Source organism: Rhodobium orientis (assembly GCF_003258835.1).
Lineage (GTDB): Bacteria > Pseudomonadota > Alphaproteobacteria > Rhizobiales > Rhodobiaceae > Rhodobium > Rhodobium orientis.
The window spans coordinates 1-20726 of the sequence record NZ_NPEV01000059.1 but is presented as its reverse complement, the minus strand read 5'-3'; the positions used below and the strand labels follow the sequence as shown (position 1 = coordinate 20726).

At 63.4% G+C, this 20726-nt stretch carries 17 protein-coding genes and 1 pseudogene; 5 read left to right on the top strand and 13 right to left on the bottom strand.

The window, feature by feature from the left end:
• Window positions 1-59: 59 nt before the first annotated feature.
• The 6 genes from CH339_RS20295 to CH339_RS20270 all read right to left on the bottom strand — a co-directional run bounded on the left by CH339_RS20295 (window position 60) and on the right by CH339_RS20270 (window position 8813).
• A complete protein-coding gene (locus tag CH339_RS20295; protein WP_111436194.1) occupies window positions 60-1865 on the bottom strand; it encodes an ABC transporter ATP-binding protein in 1806 nt (601 codons plus the stop codon).
• The gene (locus CH339_RS20290; protein WP_111436193.1) at window positions 1862-3694 is read right to left on the bottom strand and encodes an ABC transporter ATP-binding protein; all 1833 of its coding nucleotides are present in this window, start codon (window positions 3692-3694) and stop codon (window positions 1862-1864) included. Before CH339_RS20290 ends, CH339_RS20295 begins: the two co-directional genes overlap by 4 nt.
• Before the next feature lie 165 nt (window positions 3695-3859).
• On the bottom strand, window positions 3860-5461 hold the full coding sequence (locus CH339_RS20285) for an ABC transporter ATP-binding protein (protein WP_111436192.1): 1602 nt from the start codon (window positions 5459-5461) through the stop codon (window positions 3860-3862).
• A complete protein-coding gene (locus tag CH339_RS20280) occupies window positions 5458-6291 on the bottom strand; it encodes an ABC transporter permease (protein ID WP_245408184.1) in 834 nt (277 codons plus the stop codon). The genes CH339_RS20285 and CH339_RS20280 overlap by 4 nt, the downstream gene beginning before the upstream one ends.
• Before the next feature lie 3 nt (window positions 6292-6294).
• Window positions 6295-7284, bottom strand: a complete 990-nt coding sequence (locus CH339_RS20275; RefSeq protein ID WP_245408183.1) for an ABC transporter permease — start codon at window positions 7282-7284, stop codon at window positions 6295-6297.
• Window positions 7285-7379: 95 nt separating this feature from the next.
• Window positions 7380-8813 carry an ABC transporter substrate-binding protein gene (locus CH339_RS20270; protein ID WP_201241062.1) on the bottom strand — a complete coding sequence of 478 codons (1434 nt, stop codon included), beginning with the start codon at window positions 8811-8813 and terminating at the stop codon, window positions 7380-7382.
• Window positions 8814-9419: 606 nt separating this feature from the next.
• Between CH339_RS20270 and CH339_RS20265 the strand changes: the two genes are divergently transcribed.
• Together CH339_RS20265 and CH339_RS20260 are read left to right on the top strand one after the other, a co-directional pair.
• Window positions 9420-10769: an SLC13 family permease gene (locus CH339_RS20265; protein ID WP_245408182.1), complete on the top strand. Its 1350-nt coding sequence runs from the start codon at window positions 9420-9422 to the stop codon at window positions 10767-10769.
• Between the two features lie 35 nt (window positions 10770-10804).
• Window positions 10805-11683, top strand: coding sequence for a LysR family transcriptional regulator (locus CH339_RS20260; protein ID WP_111436190.1), 879 nt, complete (start codon window positions 10805-10807; stop codon window positions 11681-11683).
• A gap of 58 nt (window positions 11684-11741) precedes the next feature.
• On the opposite strand, the gene CH339_RS20255 is transcribed toward CH339_RS20260, so the two are convergent.
• From CH339_RS20255 to CH339_RS20230, 7 genes and pseudogenes are all read right to left on the bottom strand, one after another.
• Window positions 11742-12269 carry a hypothetical protein gene (locus tag CH339_RS20255; RefSeq protein WP_111436189.1) on the bottom strand — a complete coding sequence of 176 codons (528 nt, stop codon included), beginning with the start codon at window positions 12267-12269 and terminating at the stop codon, window positions 11742-11744.
• Between the two features lie 140 nt (window positions 12270-12409).
• Entirely contained in the window at window positions 12410-13090 is a 681-nt protein-coding gene (locus CH339_RS20250; RefSeq protein WP_201241063.1) for an SAM-dependent methyltransferase, read from the bottom strand.
• Between the two features lie 205 nt (window positions 13091-13295).
• Entirely contained in the window at window positions 13296-13481 is a 186-nt protein-coding gene (locus CH339_RS20245; protein ID WP_111436188.1) for a pyocin activator PrtN family protein, read from the bottom strand.
• A 355-nt stretch (window positions 13482-13836) separates the two neighbouring features.
• Window positions 13837-14307 carry a pyocin activator PrtN family protein gene (locus CH339_RS26065; protein WP_420825909.1) on the bottom strand — a complete coding sequence of 157 codons (471 nt, stop codon included), beginning with the start codon at window positions 14305-14307 and terminating at the stop codon, window positions 13837-13839.
• A 104-nt stretch (window positions 14308-14411) separates the two neighbouring features.
• Window positions 14412-14693, bottom strand: coding sequence for a HoxN/HupN/NixA family nickel/cobalt transporter (locus CH339_RS26060; RefSeq protein WP_420877347.1), 282 nt, complete (start codon window positions 14691-14693; stop codon window positions 14412-14414).
• Window positions 14688-15353: pseudogene (locus CH339_RS20235) on the bottom strand (integrase core domain-containing protein); the annotation flags it as partial. The gene CH339_RS26060 and the pseudogene CH339_RS20235, both read right to left, overlap by 6 nt.
• Before the next feature lie 127 nt (window positions 15354-15480).
• Window positions 15481-16794, bottom strand: coding sequence for a GGDEF domain-containing protein (locus CH339_RS20230; protein WP_111436186.1), 1314 nt, complete (start codon window positions 16792-16794; stop codon window positions 15481-15483).
• A gap of 340 nt (window positions 16795-17134) precedes the next feature.
• Here CH339_RS20230 and CH339_RS20225 point away from each other — a divergent pair, with 340 nt between their 5' ends.
• The 3 genes from CH339_RS20225 to CH339_RS20215 all read left to right on the top strand — a co-directional run.
• Window positions 17135-18562, top strand: a complete 1428-nt coding sequence (locus CH339_RS20225) for a mannose-1-phosphate guanylyltransferase/mannose-6-phosphate isomerase (RefSeq protein ID WP_111436185.1) — start codon at window positions 17135-17137, stop codon at window positions 18560-18562.
• Between the two features lie 127 nt (window positions 18563-18689).
• Window positions 18690-19025, top strand: a complete 336-nt coding sequence (locus tag CH339_RS20220) for an Hpt domain-containing protein (RefSeq protein WP_111436184.1) — start codon at window positions 18690-18692, stop codon at window positions 19023-19025.
• The coding region (locus CH339_RS20215) for a cellulose biosynthesis cyclic di-GMP-binding regulatory protein BcsB (RefSeq protein ID WP_146610260.1) at window positions 19022-20726 on the top strand (1705 nt) is incomplete at its 3' end. The genes CH339_RS20220 and CH339_RS20215, both read left to right, overlap by 4 nt.

Here is a 20726-nt window from a genome sequence, read left to right as displayed (position 1 = left end):
ATCCATGCTTCGGGGTTTCCGCCAATCACCGCGATGGCCGGTGCTGTACAAAGGGCGCCTCACTTGTGGCCGATCCGCCAGTTCGCGGCCTCCGTCCAGTGCCGCCAGAGGCTCGCGTAAAGGCCGCTGCCGGCGACCAGATCGTCATGACCGCCGCGCTCCACGATCCGCCCCTCGTCGAGCACCAGGATGTCGTCGGCGGCGCGGACGGTGGAGAGCTTGTGCGCCACGACGATTAACGTCTTCTCGGCCACCAGCGCCGCTAGCGCCGCCTGCAAAGCGCGTTCGTTGGTCGGATCGATCGCCGCCGTCGCCTCGTCGAGGAGGACGATGGGAGCATCCTTCAGGATCGCCCGGGCGATCGACACGCGCTGGCGCTCGCCGCCGGACAGGCTGGCGCCGCCTTCGCCAACGCGGGTCCGGTAGCCGTCCGGCAGCGCTTCGATGAAGGCGTGCGCTTGGGCGGCTTTCGCCGCCGCCTCGACCTCGTCCTGCGTGGCCGATGCCTTGCCGAAGGCGATGTTGTCGAAGATCGTGCCGGAGAACAGGTAGACGTCCTGGAACACCACGGTGATCAGCCGCGATAGCCGTTCCGACGACATCTCGCGGATATCGACGCCGCCGATCCGGATCGCGCCGCCGCCGACGTCCCAGAACCGCGGCAACAGGTTCAGCACCGTGCTCTTGCCCGCTCCGGACGGGCCGACGATCGCCGTCATCGTCCGCTCCGGAACGGTGAAGGTGAGACGTTTCAGAACGGGCGTCTCGCCATAGCCGAAGGAAAGGTCGTCAAAGGCGATGTCGAAACCGTCCGGCTCTTTCGGCGCGGCCGCCTCGGGCAAGGGCTGTGCGGTCAGGATGCGGTCCATGCGGGTCAGCGAGGCGTCTGCCATGCGGGTCGCCTCCATGACGGCGATCAGGCTGAGCAGCGGGCCATAGGTGGCGTAGATCAGCATGCAGGCGGTGATCGCGGTCGCCGCGCCGATCTCCCCGCCGAGCCAGCGCCAGCCGGCGGCGAACAGGATCAGCGGCACGCCAAGCATCAGGATCAGGCCGAAGCCGACCAGCGGCAGGGTCAGGCGCAGCACCATCCGCACCGACAGGTCGCGGAAGGTCTGCAGCGCCGCCCGAAAATCCTCGGCCCCCTTGGCGAGCCGGTTGAAGGCGCGGATGACGGCGATGCCTTGCACGAACTCGATCATCCGCGCCGCGGCGGCGGCCTGCATGTCCTGGCGGCGGATGCCGAGCTCTGCCAGCCGCCGGCTGGCCTTCAGGTAGACCGGCACGGCAACCAGGATAGAGGCGAGCGCGGCCAGCGCCACGACCCAGTCCTGGAACGCCAGGAAGATCAGGATGGCGATCGGCAGGCCGAAGGCCTCGGCGATGCGCGGCAGGCCGTCGAGCATGAAGTTCTCGACCATCTGCATGTCGGAGGTCAGCATCGTCACCGTGTCGCCGCGGTTGCGCGACAGGTGGAAGCCGAGCGGCAGCCGCCGCAGCCGGTCGAGCATCGCAAGGCGCAGCTCCGCCCCGAGATCGAACGCGGCGAACCACGTGATCTTCGACGACAGGAAGCCGAACAGGAGCTGGCCGAACAGGGAGAGGGACGCAAGCGCGGTCATCGTCAGCGCCCATCCGGTCGTCGGCGTGAAGTCGTCCTTCAGAAGATCCGTGACGAGAAGGATCGCCGTGCCGAAGCCGAGGCCGAGGCAGAAGGATTGCGCGAAGCGATAGACGATGCCGGTGAGGACCGTGCCGCGCAGTGGCCCGGCCAGCGCCCAGAGCCGTTTCAGGCTTTCCAGGTCGGACCGCACCGCGCCGGCATCGGGCGCGATGCCCGTCATCGTGCGTTCGATGTCGCTCATGGCCGATCCTCCACCGTCGCCGGCGTGCCGCGCAGGCTCGATTGGCGCGCCGCCATGAAATCGTCCCAGAGCCGGGCATAGGGCCCACCCGCCGCGACCAGTTCGTCGTGCCGGCCGGTCTCGGCGATGTGCCCGTCCGCCACCACGACGATGGTCTCGGCCTCGCGGATCGTGTGCAGCCGGTGCGCGACGACGATCAGCGTGCGTCCCGCCGCCAGCGCCTCGATGGCCTCCTGGATGGCGGCCTCGTTGTCGGGATCGGCAAAGGCCGTCGCCTCGTCGAGCACGATCACCGGCGCGTCCTTCAGGGTTGCCCGGGCGATGGCGATGCGCTGGCGCTCGCCGCCCGACAGCTTGCGGCCGAGGTCGCCGAGCCGGGTCTCGTACCCTTGCGGCAGGGCGGTGATGAAGTCGTGCGCCCGCGCCGCCCGCGCCGCCGCCTCGACCTCCGCATCGCTGGCATCGGGTTTGCCGAAGCGGATATTGCCGGCGATGGTGTCGGTGAAGAGGACCGTGTCCTGAAACACGAACGCGACCGTGTCCATCAACTGGTCGAGCCCCATCTCGCGCACGTCGACGCCGCCGATCGAGACACGCCCGGAGCGGGGGTCGAAGAAGCGGGGGATGAGGCTGGCGATGGTGCTCTTGCCGGACCCGGACGGGCCGACCAGCGCGGTAACCGTTCCCTCTCGGGCAGTGAAGCTGACGCCGTGCAGGACATCGTGCGCGTCATATCCGAAGCGCACGTCGTCGAACGAGACGTCATGGCCATCGAGCGGCAGCACCTTGCCGGTATCGGATTGCGGCGGTGCGGAAAGCACTTCTTCCAGGAGCGTCGAGCCCATGCTGATATGGGCCAGCTCGTGGAACAGGTTGAAGAGCTTGATCAGCGGCCGGCTGTAATTGGCGCCGAGGACGACGAAGAAGACGAGGGTCGGCAGGTCCAGTCCGCCGCCGGCGATCAGGAAGGCGCCGACCGGCACGATGAAGATCACGTTGGACAGCACCAGCGCATAAAAGGTGCCGCCGAGCGGCAGGAAGGCGTTTGCCCATTCCTTTTCCAGCGCCGCATAGGCGCTGACCGCGTCGCTTGCCTCGCGAAAGCCCTCTCCGGAGCGGTTGAAGATCTTCACCACCGGCATGCCGGCAACATATTCGACGACGGCCGCGTTCATGCGCTGGCCGGCAGCCTGGTAGGCGCCCGCAAAGCGCGAGCCCGACCGCATGGCAAGAACGATGAGGACGAAGGCGACCGGCGTGATTAAGATGACGGCCAATGCCATGCGCCAGTCGACCGCAAAAAGCCAGGCGGAGACCGCGATCCATGTCGCCACTGCGCTGATCCCCTCCGGGATGCCGTGGGCGATGATGAGTTCCAGCTTCTCCGGATCGTCGATGACGAGCTTCTTCGCCTCCCCGCTCTGGCGCATCTGGAAATGGCCTAGCGGCAGGCGCGCAAGGTGCCGCGACAGCGCCAGCCGCAGCCGGAACAGTGCATCAAAGGCGACCAGATGCGAGACCATCATGGCAAGGCCGAGCACGGCATAACCCAGTACGACCGCACCGAGCGCTCCGGCCACGGAAAAGAGAAGCGACGCCGTCGTCAGGTCGCCGACGACCAGCGCGTCGATCGTGCGGTAGATGAGGTAGATCGGCACCAGTTCGAGTGCGACGGATAGCGTTGCCAACAAAACCGCCGCCGCCAATTTGACCCGCTGCCCGGCAAGGTACGGCCAGATCAGCCGGAAACTCGACAGGTAATCCGGGCGTTCCGATTGCTCAGCGGCCCCGACCAGGGGGGCTTCTGCGGTCAAAGCTGCGTCCGCCATCGTCTTTTCCCCGCATGCCGTGGCACGCTTCCTTTTTGCAAATGACTTGCATTATTAGCACGACTGCGATTGGCCACAAGGCGTTGCAAAATGCCGCACGCGCCTGGCATCGGCACGGGCAGGCCGGAACGCCGAAACGCGACGCGGCGCTTCCAGAGCACATGGCTATCCGGCGGTTTGGGGCACCTCTTCAAACACGATGGACGCCGGCGAACCGATGCGTTCCGGGCCTTCCGAAACCCTCTCGCTCAGTTCGCCATTGCGCAGATGAAGACAGCGGTCGGCAAGGGTGCGGGCGGCCGCCGGATCGTGCGTGAACAGAACCAATGCAAGGCCGCTTTCCTCCGTCAACTCCCTGAGAAGGGAAAGGATTTGCGCCCGGGCGCTCATGTCGAGGGCCGATGTCGGCTCGTCGGCGATGAGGTAGCGAGGGTTTGTGGCGAGTGCGCGGGCAATGACCAGCCTTTGAGCCTCACCGCCGGAAAGGGCCGCTGTCTTTCGGGTGAGGAACCCGTCATCGACCGGCAGGCCGACACGCGACAGCATCGATTCGATCTGTCGCCGATCGATGTCGGAGCGCCGGGCACGGGTTCCACGATGCCGTCTCCCGCTCAGGAGAACGGCTTCGCGCAGCACCTGTTCGACGTTGAAATGGCGCGCCAGCGCACGGTGCGGATGCTGAGAGACGAGTGCGGACAGTGAAAAGGCCGCCGGCCCGGCCGCCGGGCACCATTCGATGGTTCCGGACTGCAATGGTTCGAACCCCGTCAGCAGACGCGCCAGGGTCGACTTGCCGCAGCCGCTCTCGCCGAGGATAGCAAGGCATGTCCCGGCCGGCACGAACACGGAAACGCCCCGCAACACCGGGCGGCCGCCATAGCCGTGGGAAACGTTCGATACAAGCAAGCCGGCCCGTCGCGCGGCTCTCTCCGGCACGGCCGGCGCCGTTGGCGCTTTTGCATCCTCAAGCGGCTTCGGTTGGCGCATTCGGGCTGCCGCCGCATCGACAGCAAACTGCAAGAGGCTGCGCGTGTAGTCGTGGTTGGGCCGCTCGAAGACGTCCTCCGTCGGGCCGATCTCCACCAGCCGGCCCTGGTGGAGGACACCGGTGCGGTCGGCAAGGCGCCGGGCAAGGTCGAGGTCATGGGTGATGAGCAACTGGCAGCGGCTCTCGCGACCCTTCATGAACGCGGCGACGGCTCGGTCCTTGTTGGCCGGATCCAGAGAGGCCGTCGGTTCGTCGAGGATCAGGTATGGCGGATCGCCGACCAGCGCCAGTGCGGTGAGGACCCGCTGGATTTCGCCGCCGCTGAGGCCGGCGGGAAGGCGGTGGTGAAGGTCCGCCGGTATGTTGTGGTCGAGGCATGCCGCGCGGGCGTCGATGCCGGCGACATGCTGGACCTTCAGCACCTCCTCCATGTGCTGCAGCACGGTAAGATGCGGGTTGAGCGCATCGGAGAGCGCCTGCACGATCAGGCCCGCCCGGCGGCCGCGATAGGCCCGCATCTGCCGCGGTGTGGCGGTCAGGACGTCGAGGCCGCCGACACGGGCGGACCCCGACCAGTGGAACCCGGCGGTCGAGCCGCGCCTGCATCGCTCGGATGCCCTGCCGTCGAGGAGACCGAGAAGAAGGCGGGCAAGGCTGGTCTTGCCGCCGCCGGATTCGCCGACCACGGCAACGGTTTCGCCGCACCCGACCTGGAAGGTGACCTCATCGAGGATGGTCTTGCCGGCAACGGAAAGCGAGACCCTTTCAAGCGTGATCATGGTCTTGCCGTTGCTCCCGCCATCGTCTGCCGCTCGAGCCGCTGTCCGACGGCGAGCACGATCAGCAGGAACAGCGACAGCGACAGGGCCGGCGGCAACAGCAGCCAGCGCCAGGCATCCCCGTGCAGATGGTCGAGCGAATCCTGCATCATGCTGCCCCATGTCGTCAGCCGCGGGTCGGTCAGTCCGAGGAACGCGATGCCGGCCGCTTTCATGACCGCCTGGCGAATGTTCTGAACATAGAGGCCGACAAGGGTCGGCCATACTGCCGGGACGATGTGATGGGTGACGCAGTAGCTCCAGCCGGCGCCCATGTGTCGCGCATAGCGAACGTTCTCGCGCGTCAGCTCGCGCAACACGATCGCGCGCAGGACGCGGACGTCCTCGTGCCAGGTGGTCAGCGCCAAGAGCAGGACGATGCCCGCAATGCCCGGCTGCAGCCAGGCCGCGAACAACAGAAGCAGGAGGATCGACGGGATGACCTGCAGGATGTCGACCGTGCGCAGCACCGCCGTCGCCACCAGTGTGCCGCCGATTGCGGCCAGGCACGCAAAGGTGGTCGCAGCCGCCAATGAAATCAGCGCCGCCGACACGGCGATGAAAACCGTATTCGGCATCGCGTGCATGAGGCCGATGAGGACGTCCTGTCCGATGTCGTTGGTGCCGAGCCAGTGCTCTGGACCCGGCGGCTGCAGGACGTCGCGGCCGGTCCGGTAGGGCGGCACGACCAGACCGACAGCCATGACGCCGAAAACGGCTGCGGCCGACCCCAGCGCCAGCCCGTTGCGGCGCCGAAACCCTGCCGCGCCGTATCGTATCTGATCGGTCACGCGCTATCCCCGCCTGGCCAGAAGGGCGGCCGCAACGTCGATCAGCCAGTTGAGGGAGAGAACGAGCACCGACAGGCCCAACACCGCACCCTGCAGCAGCGTGTAGTCGCGGTCCATGATGGCGCCGAGGTTCAGGTGACCGATGCCCGGATAGGAGAAGACCACCTCCACATAGAGGACGGCGCCGATCAGCACGGTGATCGAATCGCTCATCCGCGCCAGGATCACCGGCAACAGGTTGCGCCCGTAATAGTCGATCCGCTCACGCCAGCCGGAGATCCCGCGCGCGCGGGCGTTGATCAGGAACGGCCGTGCCGACAGGGCCACCGCTTCGCCGCGGCTGAGAAGATAGAACCGGACGATTTCGTGAACCGCGAGCGCGACGGTCGGCAGCAGGGCATGGCGGAGGATCTCCACGCTTCGGGCGAGCGGCGCCTCGGCGGGGAATATGGGTTGCGCCCCGCCCAACGGAAGGACGGGCCAGAGCACCGCGAAGATCAGCAGCAGGAAGACGGCGACGGTGAATGGCGGCAGGCTGGCCAGCACCGTCATGGCGCCCGTGGCGATGCGGTCGAACCGCCGATGGGGAACCCGGCCGGCCTCGATGCCGGCAAGGACGCCGACGATCAGGTAGAGCGGGATCGCCCCCAGCACCAGCAGCCCGGTCCAGGGCAGCGCCGTCGCCAGCAATTGGGAAACCGGCGCGGCGTGATGGAAGGAATAGCCAAGATCTCCGCTGAGGACGGCCCGGCAGTAGGTGAGGAACTGGTCTGCCCACGAACCGCCCAGACCCATGTCCTGGCGCAGGGCTTCGGCTTCCGCTGCGGTCAGCTCGCGGGTCACGTCGGACGACAAAAGCAGGGACAGCGGATCGCCGGGCATCAGGCGCGGCAATGCAAAGGTCAGCACGACCAGCAGGAAGAAGACGATCACGCGGTTGACGAGATCGTAGATCAGGCCGGCGCGGCGCCTCGAAGGATCAGGGCTTTTCACGATGACGACAGTTCACGTGCGTTGGCGGGGCGGGCCGCAACGTCGCGCGGCCACGCCCCGGTCGTTACCCGTGGGTGATCGGGGCCGGACCCCTGTCACCGCAGGAACATCGATTTGTGCAGCGCGCTCGGGATACCGAATGCGACGCCATCCCCCAGGTAGCGCGGCGTAACCTTGTCGCTGTGCACCGTGGTCCAGATCGGATTGACCAGCATGTAGGCGGGCAGTTCCTCGGCATAGAGCGCCTGGAACCGGTGCAGTTGGTCGAGCCGCTCGGCGTGGTCGAGGGCACCTGCCTGGGCACGGATGGCCGCTTTCATGGCTTCGCTGTCCTGGAACCGGTCGCCGCGCCAAAACATCGGGCTGGTCACTCGCCGAGCGACTCCGTTCGGGTCGCCCATCGTGCTGGCGGTGAACAGTGCCAGATCGAAGTCGCCGGTCCGCACATGTTCCTGTTGGGCGGCCCTTTCCAGGATCCGGAGATCGACGGAGATCCCGAAGGCTTCGAGCTGATCGGCGAGCGCCGTCGCCAGGTTGTTGAAGCTCTTGTCGGCGATCAGGCGCAGGACCACCGGCGATCCGTCCCTGTGCCAGCGGCCGTCGTCGCCGCGCTCCCAGCCGTTCTGCCGGAACAGGGCGGCAGCCTTGTCGGCGTCATGGGCGTAGTCGGGGTCGGCCGTCTCGCGGCGCCATGGCGAGCCCATCTGGAAGTAGCCGGTCTCCGCGACGACGGCGCCATCCTGGTAGACGACGTCGATAAGGGCCTGGCGGTCGATCGCAAAGGCGAGCGCATGGCGCAGGTCCTTTTCGCGGAACATGCCCTGATGGTTGAAGACCAGCCGGACGGGATGATTGCTGCGCGCCGACAGGACGTTGAGGCCGGCCTTTTTTGCCGCTTCGACCTTGGTCCACGGCAGGCTGCCGATGACGTCGACCTCGCCCGCCGCCATCGCCTGGAGCGCGGCGTCCGGGGCCATCTTGACGATCGCCACCTGGCGGAACTTCGGCGTGCCGCGATAGTAGCCGTCATTGCGTTCGAACAGGTAGCGCCCCTGCGCCTTGTCGTAGCTGACGAGCTTGTAAGGGCCGCTGCCGGTGGCCGCCTTCCTGTCGACGAAACGCTCCGGCGCCGGCTGGTCCTGGTAGATGTGCTTCGGCAGGATCGGCAACGAGAGCAGCGGCCCGGACTGAAGCCCCGCATAGGGCCGCTTCAAGGTAATTCGCGCATGGTCTTTCGAGATGGCCTCCACCGTGTCGACCATCGCAACGGACGTGAGCACATAGGGGTGGTCCGTCATGTAGGCGAAGGTGAAGGCGACGTCTTCGGCCGTCACGGGCGTGCCGTCGTGCCAGCGGGCCTTGTCGTTGAGCGTCAGGTCAGCAACGAGTCCGTCGTCGGACAGCGTCCAGGATTCCGCCAGCCCTGGCGTAAGGTCGCCGTTCGCTCCATGGTCGATCAGGGTGTCGAACACGTAGCTCGTGTAGATGTACCCCGGGCCGTTCTTGTGATGCACATAGGGCGCAGGCATGCCGCGATCGCTGCTGGCGTCTGCGATCACGAGCCGATCGCCTACATTGTCCGCATGGACGGGTGGTGCAGCCAATGCCGCGAGTGCGGCGATCACAACAGCGTTGATGTCTCGGCGAATGAACAATCGCATGGCAGACCTCTTCGTCTCGGTCAGGTGTTCCGGGTGCTCCGTGGCTTCCGGCATTGCGAATGGGAAGCACTTGCACTTAATCGCGCCACCCTAGGCCGGCGGTCACGCGTCGCACAATTCGAAAAGCCGGAGGTCTGCGCTCAGGTTTCTTGAGGCGCCAGGGCAGGCGTCGGGGGAGGGATCGAGATCGCACGGCCGGAGAATCCGGCAAATGCCAAGCGCACCGGCTATCAGCCAATCCGAGGCCCGGCCTCGCGAATTTCGATTGGACGGCCAGCCGGCCGGGCCCCAAAGTTCTCCCATGACTTCCGGTATTTTTGCCCTGACCACGACCTGCCGACCGGCCGCAACAGCAGCGGGCCGCGTCAACGGGTCGCTGGCCTGGCCCGTTCGATGACGACGCCGGCCGGCGACGGAGTTTGCGGTGGCGCCCGCCAACCGGCGGCAAGCCGGTCCCGATTGCGGCCGGTCGGGGTGATCGTTGCGCTCGCCGGGCTCAGCGGCCTCGCCGGCGCATTCGTGCTCGACATGCAGATGGCGGCCGTTCTGGCGCTGGTCGTGCTCTGTATCGGGCTCTGGGCCACCGCTGCCATGCCGGAATACTGGACGGCCCTGGCCTTCTTCCTGATCGCGGTCGCCGCCGGGATCGCGCCGGCGGACACGGTCTTTTCCGGATTCCGGTCGTCGACGTTCTGGTTGCTGTTCAGCGGGATCGTTCTCGGTGCCGCGTTCCGCCACACCGGTTTGGACAACCGGCTCGCGGACTCCCTGACGCGACTGCTGGGCGCACGCTATGCCGGTATCATCGTCGGCGGGTTGGTCGTCTTCGGCGTCGGGCTCAGCTTCGTCCTGCCGTCAGCGATGGGCCGCACGGTGCTGGTGATGCCGATAGCGTTGTCCCTGGCTGACCGGGCGGGATACGGCCCGGACAGCAACGGCCGCGCCGGCATTCTCCTTGCAGCCGCCTTCGGGTGCAACGTTCCAGCCTTTGCGATCCTTCCCGCCAACGTTCCGAACATGATCCTGGCCGGCTCGGCCGAGACCCTGTTCCATTACGCACCAGCCTACTGGCCGTATCTGCTCCTGCACTTTCCGGTGCTGGGCGCGCTCAAGGCCGGACTGCTGACCGCGCTGATCCTGTGGCATTTTCCCGACCGGGATCCGGCGCACCCGATTGCCGCGGCGCCCTCGCGCGGACCGCTGAAGCCCGCGCAGCGGCGGCTGACGATCGTCCTCGGCCTTTGCCTTGCCCTGTGGCTCAGCGACGGCGTGCACCACATATCGCCGGCATGGATCGGCCTGTCGGCGGCGCTCTATTGCCTCTGGCCGGGCTCGGGGCTGACGGCGCCGAAGGCGTTCAACGACACGCTCAATCTCGGGCCGCTGTTCTTCATTGCCGGGATTGTCGGGCTCGGCGCGGTGATCGCCGAGGCGGGGCTGGGCGCGGCCATCGTCAACGGTATCAGCGCCCATCTTGGGTTTTCGCCGGACCGGCCTCTTTGGAACGTCGTCGGGCTGGTCGGCGTCGCCAAACTCGTCGCCGTCTTCACCACCATGCCCGGCGTTCCGGCCGTCATCACCCCGCTTGCCGAAGACCTTGCCGGACTGACCGGGTTGCCGCTGACCACGGTGCTGATGACAGAGGTCCTCGGATTCTCCAACATCCTGTTGCCCTACCAATCCCCGCCGCTGTTGGTTGCCGTTCAACTCGCGGCTCTCAAAATGGGTCCGCCGACCCGGCTGTGCCTGTCGCTGTTCGCCGTCACGGCATTCTTTCTGACGCCGCTTGATCTCTTATGGTGGCGTCTGGTCGGCATGCTATGAAACCATCGACGCGGCGCGCGAAATAGGGCAGGGACATGGAGATTCACCAGCTTCGCACCTTTGCGGCCGTGGCCCGGGAAGGCAGTATCACCCGGGCGTCCGAGCTGCTTTTTCTAAGCCAGCCGGCCGTGAGCGCGCATATCAAGGCGATGGAGGAAAGCCTGGGGCTGTCCCTTTTCGAGCGCACGCCGCGCGGCATGGTGCTCACCGCGGACGGGGCCAGACTGCTGGTCAAGGTCGAGGAAACGCTGCGCGTGCACCGCGAGTTCCTGGAGGAAGCCGGCCGCATGAAGGGCCGGCTCACCGGCCGGATCCGCCTCGGCGCCGCACGCAGCACTAATGCGGCGATCCTCGGAAGGTTCCTTTCCCTGTTGTCGTCGCGCCATCCCGAAGTCGAGGTCGAATTGCACCACGGCGGGTCGGCCGAGGTCCTCGGCGGCATCCGTCGCGGCACGGTCGATGCCGGCATCTACGTCGAGGCCGGCACTCCCGACGCCGACTTGGCAACGATCGAGGTCGACCGGTTCGCCGTCTACCTTGCGGCCCCGCCGGGGACAGTGGCGACGGGAGAGCCGGTGGAGATAAGCGCATTGGCCGAACGGCCCTGGATCTGCCCGAACTCCAACACCTGCTGCGGCAAGATCGCCGAATCGCTGTTCGAAACCCATGGGTTCCGGCCGAAAAAGACCGTCAGCGTCGAGCAGGAACGGGTCACGCGCACGCTGATCGCCGGCGGCGTCGGCCTCGGCCTGCTGCACGCACCGAGTGCCATGGAGGCGCGTGATTGCGGCGAAGCGGATTTGATCTGCGAGGTTTGCGACGGGGTCAGCGTCGTCTTCGCCCATCTGATCGGACGGTCCAACGATCCCGTCGTCAGCGCCGCGGATGCGATTATGCGCGACCTGGCGGGGTAGCTCGGCAACGGCCTGGCCGTCCCGCAAATCCATGCGGGACCCGAGCCGAAACGGCAACTCAATGGAGGACCGCTCCGCCCGACGGATCGTCGTCGCCGTCGCGGGTTGCCGCAAGCAGGCGAACCAGCACATGGACGGCAACCGGCAGCATGACCTTGTCGAAGCATTTCAGCGTCAGGGCGAAGTTGCCGGCGGCCGCCGCGACGGTGTCGCACAGTTGCGGACAGCACAGCCGATGGAGGCAGAAAGCCGTCGTCTGGTCGTCGCCGTTCTGAAGGCCTGCGATGAGGCCTATGACCAGCGTTTCGTCGCGGCAGATCGCACGAGAGCCGGAATGGAACCTGCGCAAGGGGCAGGTCGCACACTCTCCAAGCGTCTTGACGAAGTCGGCGAGCGCGATGATGCCCTGTCTGCCGTCGCGATCGCCGAGCACACGGCAATAGAGCAGTTGCGCCTCGGCCCAGGGTTCCGTCGAGCGCGTCGCGCAGCCGCTCGACCAGTAGCGATAGCCTTCAAGCACCAGCCTTTCGGCCGGTCGTTTGAAGGAGGGTTCGCGGCCGAAGCCGTCCTCTCGTTCGCCCTGCATCTGCCACCTCAAGACCCGGCGATTGTGCGCCGACCTTCCACGGGACGCTCGTCAAAGGACCGAGCGGGGTCGGATATCGAAATGTCATTCTTGGTGTTTGTTAAGGCCCATGCGGTCGGACGCATCCTGCGAGGCGCGTGTCAACGGCGCCGGCCCCTGACGAGGCAGTCATACGCGATCCTGACACCCTCGTCGGTGTCGACCTTGCGCTCGATCCGGCCGGCTTTTTCGACGTCGAGGATGTCGCCGGTCGCCGACGTGACGAAATCCGCATTGTATAGCAGATCGGCACGCTGCGGGCCGCCATAGCCATGGGCGAGGTTGTCCGCGTCATGGCCGACGAGCAGGAAGGTGCCCGACGGTACGAGGGCCTGCGCTGCACGCTTGAAGATCGGCGGCAGATCGGCGACCGGAATGTGGAAATACATCATGATGACGAGATCGAACGCCTCCGGTGCCGGCCGATAGTCCGTGAGGTCGGCCGTTTCGAAGGTGATCCGGTCGGTGACCCCGCGCTTTGCGGCCAGCCGTTTGCCTTTTTCGATCGCCTCGTCGGCGAAATCGACGACATGCACCTGCCAGCCCTTTTCGGCCAGCCAGACAGCGTTGCGACCCTCGCCGCCGGCAAGGTCCAGGGCGCGTCCGCAGGCCAATCCCGAGATCTCGGAGACGAGCGTTCCATTGGCGCTGGCCGACCAGATCAGCTCCTTGGCCTCGTATCGCCGATTCCAATCCGCGCGCGTCAGCCCGGAACGGTCGGCCGCCGCGGCCGCCGTCTGGCTGTCGTCGCGGGAGGCCAGCCTGTCATTGTCCGTCGTCATGGTCTGCTCCGGTGCATGCTGCGGCGGGATCGCCGCGAACAGGGACAGCCTACCGCCCGGGCCGGTTGTTCGGAATGCGCATCATTTGCATGTCAATCCTGCAAGAAACGCACATCCGCGACGTTGTCGGCGTCACCCGGCTGTTCGAGTGCGCCGCGGGCACCGATGACAAAAACCGCACCGCATTGTGTGCTGCGGTCTTGTCTCACTTTGTGGCGGGCGGCGGTCCGAAGACGGGGAGCCGTTTAAGGGCGATATAGCCTGAATCCAAAATGCGAAGAAAATTCCGGAGCGTTAGGTAAGAAAAGGGACCGCGACGCACCTCATCGATCGGAACGATGGCCTTGCCATTGTGTTGGGCCAAGAGCAGGAAAGTGGTGTTGGGTGACATCGGACGTTGCACTTTAAAATCGGAATGAAATGAGCCAAATATCACGTTTGTGAGAAATGCCAGTTTGTCCAATCTCAAGGCGATCTAGAATCTATATGTAAATGAATGAAAAATATAATAAATTCGCCATTACGCCGATGATGGATTGGACAGGCATTGCGAAAAAAATAGCAATATCAATAACTAAAGGCGCTCGAATTCACGGAGTTGTACCCTCGTTGTACTGGTCAGCCGGTGGGGGCGATACCGGTAGATCTGCGGGGTAGGGCGCGCGATTAGCAAAGCGTGGCCGAAGGCCGAGCCATGAGGCCCTGGCGGGTCAAAGATCGATCACTGCCAGGCTGGTGCCGAGATATTATTTGATGCGGAAGGCACGAGCCTCGGATAACGCGATCTCGCGCCGTTTGTCGATGTACGAGGCCAGGTCCTGCAGGTGCACGCCCTTGGCGCTTTTCTGGCTCCTCTCCGCCCTGGTAAGCGGGAGGTCGATCTCTCCGGTGCTCACCTTGCGCAGGAACTTGGTGATCGTCAGGTGGGAAAAGTAATCCCTGCAAACGATCTCTGCCGGGACAATCACACGTCCATCATACTGTGCCATGAGCAAAAAAAGCGTGTTCAACAGCGTGATCCGTCTGGAACAATCGGCTCGATAGTCGACGGCGCGGACGAGGAGTTCAATGCGAGCGAACGGCGCCGCCGGGAAAGCGGAGGTGGATATGATGTGTTCGCGGCAGGCCTGGCGAATAGTTTCGTAGTGCAAAAAATGGTTCGTCGCGGTCGCCGCGTTGCTTTCCGGCGCGGAAAACTCAAAACCTTGACCCTGCACGTTCTGCAAACAAGCCTTTCAGGCCGCGGCAATCCGGTGGCGACGGTCGTTGCGACAGTGTTTGCGGTCACACCGTCACGCTTCAGCCCACTGGCCGCTTCGTCTCAGGCGTGGGCGGCGCTGAGGTGGCTCCAGCCGACCAGCACCATGATCAACCCGACGGCGGCGATCAGCGCGCCCGAGAGATAGGGCGCGGCCCTCATCACCCGGTCGAAGCGCGAGGTGCGCGTGGCGACGTATTTCAACCCGAGCGCGGCGGCAACGCCGATGGCGACGAGGGTCACCGCAAGGCCGATCGAAAAGGCGCTGACCAGCGTCACTCCGAGAAAGACTTTGCCGAGATGCAGGCAGAGGATGAAGACGGTGATCGCCGCCGGGCAGGGAATGAGGCCGCCGAGGTTGGTGTGCAGGCGGTTGAGATTATAGTCGACGCACCAAGTCTCGATGATGTCGCGGGGGCGTCGGTAGCTGCGGAACAGCTGTTCGTTCAAGCACTCGTCCCTGAGCCGATCGATGAAGCTCTCGAACAGCCCGTTCGGCATCGGCTTGGCGAGGGCGATGTAATGCCAAGCGATCCGGCGATCCTCGTCCAAGGCGAGGATGGCATTTGAGATCAGTTCCGTGCCGTTGTCCGAGAGGATCATCAAGGGGTAGCCGCGACGCTCGGCGATGGCATCGAGTTCGTGGGCGACCCGCTCGCCGGAGAGCGAGTTGTCGAGGACGGCGGCTAGGCACTCCCGGCTGAAGTCGTCAATGACGCCGAGGATGCGGAAGCACCGGCCGTTTGTCAGCGTGTCCGACGCGAAGTCGAGGCTCCAGCGCCGGTTGGCGTGCTGTGGGATCGTCATCGGCCTCCGGATGCCGAGCGCCCGCTTGCTGCCGCCGCGTTTTTTCACGGTCAGCCGCTCTTCCCTGTAGAGCCGGAAGAGCCTCTTACAGCTCAACTCGACAACCTCGCGCTTGAGCAGCAGATACGGCCGGCGGTAGGCGAAGCGGCGGCGCTCGGGCGCCAGCTCGCGCAATCTCACCCTCGGCGCCGCATCGTTCGTGACCTGAGCCCTAAGTCCCCTCCGGTTTTACGGAGAGTCCTTGTGTTGATCTGGTCGCTCAGGAAAAGGTGTGGGGATTTGCGGACTGGCGTCGACTCTCTGATCAGAGAAAGAGCAAGCAAAGCTATGCCGCATTCTGATCGCTGGCGTCGGAATTGGAGCTAATGGCCACACAATTTCTACCGTTGGACTTAGCTTGGTAGAGAGCGGCGTCGGCATGTTCGACAACTCGTTTTGCATCAAGATCGTCAGATGCTTCGGAGACTCCGATGCTCACGGTCACCTCAATGGTGTTTCCATTGACACCAATCTGTGCGAATTCCACGGCCCGGCGCAAGCGTTCTGCGATCGCGCGTGCTGTAGCGCGATCGGTCCTCCGCAGAATGATCGTGAACTCCTCTCCGCCGATCCGAAAGGCCTGATCAAAACGCCGTTTGGTTTGTATCATGACCTTTGAGATAGCTTGGAGCACGTCATCTCCAGCCGCATGGCCGTAGGTATCGTTGACGCGCTTGAAATGGTCGATGTCGATGGCGAGCAGGCAGCAGGGTTCGCCATATCGCTCAAAACGCGCCCAGGCTTCAGATAACGCGTGCTCGAATGCGCGACGGTTGTAAAGACCGGTGAGACTGTCGAGATGGGCCAACGCTGCCAACGCATCTTCCGACTCGCGAATTCGTCCGATCATAAGATTGAACTCGTCCGCGACGCGCCGCAGTTCAGGCGGCACCTGAACGTCAATTCGATGCTCTCGTTCGCCCTTGGCAAAAAGTGCCGCGCCTTCAACCAGCCGGTCCACGCTTCCCCCGATGATACGACCGATGACAAAAACACCGCAGAAAATTGCCAAAAGCGAGACCGCCCCCGCAATTCCGGCGATCCATATCGACCTTTCGTAGGTAAGGACGGCGATGTCGTGGTCCTGCTGGATTTCACCGGCCAGCTTCGCATAGGCGGCCTGGAGTTTGTCCGACGTCGCGACGATCTCGCCGTGAAATCTCTCCATTGCTTCTATGCGTCGCGGGTTGGCCAGCTCGTTGGGGGCGGAGATCAGCCGAGTTGCTAGCGTATCCGCGGTGGTCCAGCTTTCACGTGCTCGTCGCATAACTGCCTGCGTCGTTGCATCCGTGTTTACCGCATCAAGAAGTTCGGCAAATCCCGTTTCGATTTGCGCGCGAAAGCTTCGGAAAGCTTCGCGGTGAAGCGGGTTCCCGTCCGCGATATACTCATCGACTGGAGTCATTGTATTCCAGATCAATAGTTGCAGGCGTTGTATCGGAATTATCTGGTCCTTTTGCCGAAAGGCGACATCGTGAACCGGAGCGATCACACCGCGGCTAAGGATTAGGTAGCCAAGGCCTGCGGAGGTCGTGAGAGGCGCCAAGGCGACGAGCATGCCGAGGGCGATCCAAAATCGCAGCGATTTGCGTTTCAACATCTCGTTCAATCTAGGTATTCCCGACGTTTGACGACGAAACCACTATAGCAAGGCCGACCTGTCGAATAAGTTAATGGGGAATTTAAGTTCTTACCGGACGGAGCAAAGTAGGCAGATGCGTTTTGGCAAAGGCAAGAATGGCTGAATTCGAGAGGTATGGATTTCCTAGTTATCCATAGTATAAATCACGAAATTTCTTAAAATAAATAATAATATATTCAAAAGAAATTGTTAACTATTTTTGATGATAGTTGAGACAACTCGTGGCGAGTTAAAACTAGTATTACTATCATGGTGTTGTGTGGAATAGTGCACTAAATTACTGTCTAGGGTAAGAAATATGGCAACGGTCGTTCATACAATAATGTGCGGCGGGTCGGGTACGCGCCTTTGGCCCATGTCGCGACGCTCCTATCCAAAACAATTTCTGTCGCTCCTCGGTGAGCGCTCGCTTTTGCAAAATACTGTCAAACGGCTGAATGGACATGTCGACGTCGAAACAATCATCATAGCCAATGAAGAGCACCGTTTTCTCGTTGCCGAGCAATTAAAGACAACATCGGCGGCCGGTGCGGAAATCATCTTGGAGCCCCTGATGCGCAATACCGCGCCGGTTGCGCTAGTCGCAGCGGTCCGGGCTGCCGAGCGCTTCGGTGAGGATTGTCTGGTGCTCTTATCGCCCGCCGACCACTTCATCGCCGATCCTTCAGCATATTGCGACGCGCTCTCAAACGCCATTCCCGCGGCGGAAGCGGGTTATCTTGTTACCCTCGGGATCGAGCCGGACCGGCCCGAGACGGGGTATGGCTATATCGAGATTGGCGAGCCTCTTGCTGATATTCCGGGCGTGCGCCGAGCCAAGAGCTTTCACGAAAAGCCCGACCGACAGACGGCCGAAAAACTTCTCTCCGCCGGCAGTTTCGCCTGGAACGCTGGTGTTTTCCTGTTCTCGCCGAAGCACCTTGTTTCGGTTGCTCGTCATTTTCAGCCGAAGATGCTTGCATATTGCGAAGCCGCTTGTGCAGGAGCGGAGGCCGATCTTTGCTTTTTCCGCTTGGACTCGAAGCCGTATGCACGGATTGACAACATGTCCTTCGACGTCGCTTTCGCCGAAAAACTTGCAGATCGTGTCGCTGTGGTGCCGGTATCGATGGGCTGGTCCGATATTGGCTCGTGGAACTCGATTTACGAAGTGCGCAGCAGCGGTGAAAATGGAGAGAACATCTCCGATGGTCCCGTAGAGCTTTATGACTCGCAGGGTGTATTGGCAGTAAGCGACGGTCCACTCGTCGTTGGGCAAGGCGTTAAAGACCTCGTTATCGTCGCCAATCACGACGCGATTTTTGTTGCCCCTAAAGATCAGTCAGAAAAGGTCAAGGCTGTTGTCGCCGATCTTGAAAAACGCAACCGGCGCGAGGCAGTGACCCATCAGCGCTGCTACCGGCCATGGGGCTGGTACCAGGTGATCAATCTCGGCGAGCGTTTTCAGGTAAAGGAGATTGTTGTGGAGCCGGGTGCGCAGCTCTCTTTGCAATCGCATCATCATCGTTCGGAGCACTGGATTGTCGTGCGCGGCACGGCACGTGTAACTGTTGATGAAGAGGTGCGGTCTGTTAGCGAAAACCAGTCTGTCTACATTCCGCTCGGCTCGCTGCACCGCTTGGAGAATCCAGGCCGCATTCCAATGCACCTAATAGAGGTACAGACCGGCTCCTATCTAGAGGAGGATGATATTGTCCGCCATAATGATGCTTACGGGCGAAGATAACGGTCTTCGCTTAATTTCCAATGCAGGAAAGCCCTTCATGTCGTTTAGGTGTATAGTTTAAACTGTTCTTATCGATTGTGGGGTGACAATATTTCGGTGCCTCGAGTTTCGTTTCTTAGGGAAAGTTATGGCCGCAACCCCCGTTTCTCCAGCTCTGAAGCGTGTTGCCACTCGGTTTGCTGCGCGGTTGCCATCGCGCTTCGACCAGTTGGAGGGCTGCGCCAAAGCGCTTTCGGTAGAGTCCTACGCGTCCGAAATGGACGCCCTTCATGTCTCCTTGCACGAATTCGCCGGCATCGCACCATTGCTTGGCTACAAGGAACTGGGCGATCGCGCCCGTGACGCCGAGACCCTTATCCTGGAGTTGAAGGCGCGGTCTGCGCCTCCGACGCGGGAGGACCTTGCCGCCCTTCGCTCCATGGCCATGGCACTTCGCAATACCGTTCCCGCAGATGGAGCATGACGATGCTAGGCTCGCACTTGCAGAAAATCGCGACGACGTTCGCCATGCTGGCTTTCATGGGAGCGGCCGATCCCGACGAGGCAGCGGCGCAGCGGCTGGATAAAACGGCAGCCAGCATCGCCGAACAATCGTTCGGCGATGCTGCGCTCCAGCGCACGATAACGCTTTCTGAACTAGGCTTTGCGAACGGCGTCGAAATGACGGGCCTGTCCGGAATCCGAGACCTTTATTTCCCCATCGCGCGCCCTTCCACCGTAGAGACGCTCCGCCTGCTTCTGCCTTATCGTTCGGCCGCTGCGTTTGATAGCCTGCGCTACGTCAAAGTGAGCATCGCGGACCAACCGCGCCTCACCAGACCGCTAGATTCGGGCGAGCAATCCGGCGAGATCGAGATTCCCATTGACCAGGACGACGTCCAGAACGGCTTCGTGCATATTCGCATTGAGTATTCGGGTGCCATGACGGAAGACCGTTGCGTCGATCAACGGGTATCCGGCGCCTATTTGTCCCTTTCGCCGTTGGGCGGCGTCATCGCCACACTGCGCCGGGACGCACTGACGTCCGTCGCGGACGTGGCGGCGATGATGCCGCGTAGTCTTGAGATCGTCATACCCACAACTCCGAGCGAGGCCCAGGCCGCGGCAGCGCTGGCACTGGTCGCTGGGAACCCGGACGCAGTATTATTATCGACCGCCGTTCCGGCCTCGAACGGCGGCGAATGGAAAAAGGCGCGTATCATTCTGGAAGGACCGGAAGCACCGTCCTTGCAGACGCGCACCGGCACTACGCCGTCCATCGTTCTTGGCGGCGACGATCCGCTGGCCGCAGCGCAGTTGTTGCGGAGCCGATGGTACGCACTAGCGAGCAAGTCGGAAGTTGGGGGGGTGCGCCGGTCGGATCGGCAGCCGGCCAATCGGTTGGATTTCGGCGATTTGGGCGGCCCGCCTGCGATCCTTCGGATCGTCGATCGCGGCAACTGGAACGTCTCCCTGCCGGCAACGCGAATACCGCCCGGGAAACGCGTTTCTGGCGTGGTCGTCGACATGTCGGTTGCCGGTGACGGCGGCAAAACACCGCCGGTCGTCGGCGTGACGATGAATGGACTGTTGCTGGCAAGCGCCACTGTGACGGACGAGGAAAGGACCCGGCTGCGTGTTGACTTGCCCGGGGGTCTGATGACCGCCCGCAATCAAATCGAGGTCTCCACAACTCGCCAGGTGCGCGGTGGCGATTGCGCCTATGCGCCCCAGGGCTATGACGCACAGTTGCTGCCTTCGAGCCACTTTGTCCTCGACGATGCCGGTCCCGCCGACGACTTCTTCGAGCTCGGCGCGCATTTCGCCAAAGGCGTTACGGTGGTCCTTCAAAACCCGGCAATGCTCAATGGTACGGCGCACCTGTTGCACGGCCTTATTGATGAACATACGCCGGTTCACGTCCGCTATCGGACTGCGCCAAAAGAAGGTCCCTATATCTGGGTGTCCGACCTGGCGCCGCCGGAAGGTGCGCCTAAGATCCGGTTCGATGCTGGCCCCGTGCGTCTCGCCGATACCAGCGGGACCGTCCTTATGGACGGCACAGACTTGCAGTCGCAGACGATCGCACAGCTCCAGGACGGGGACGGTCGGCCGGTCCTCTGGCTTCGGCCCGGAGCGGCATTTGGCAAACCGTTCGAAGCCGCCGCGCCCCAGGAACTGGGGC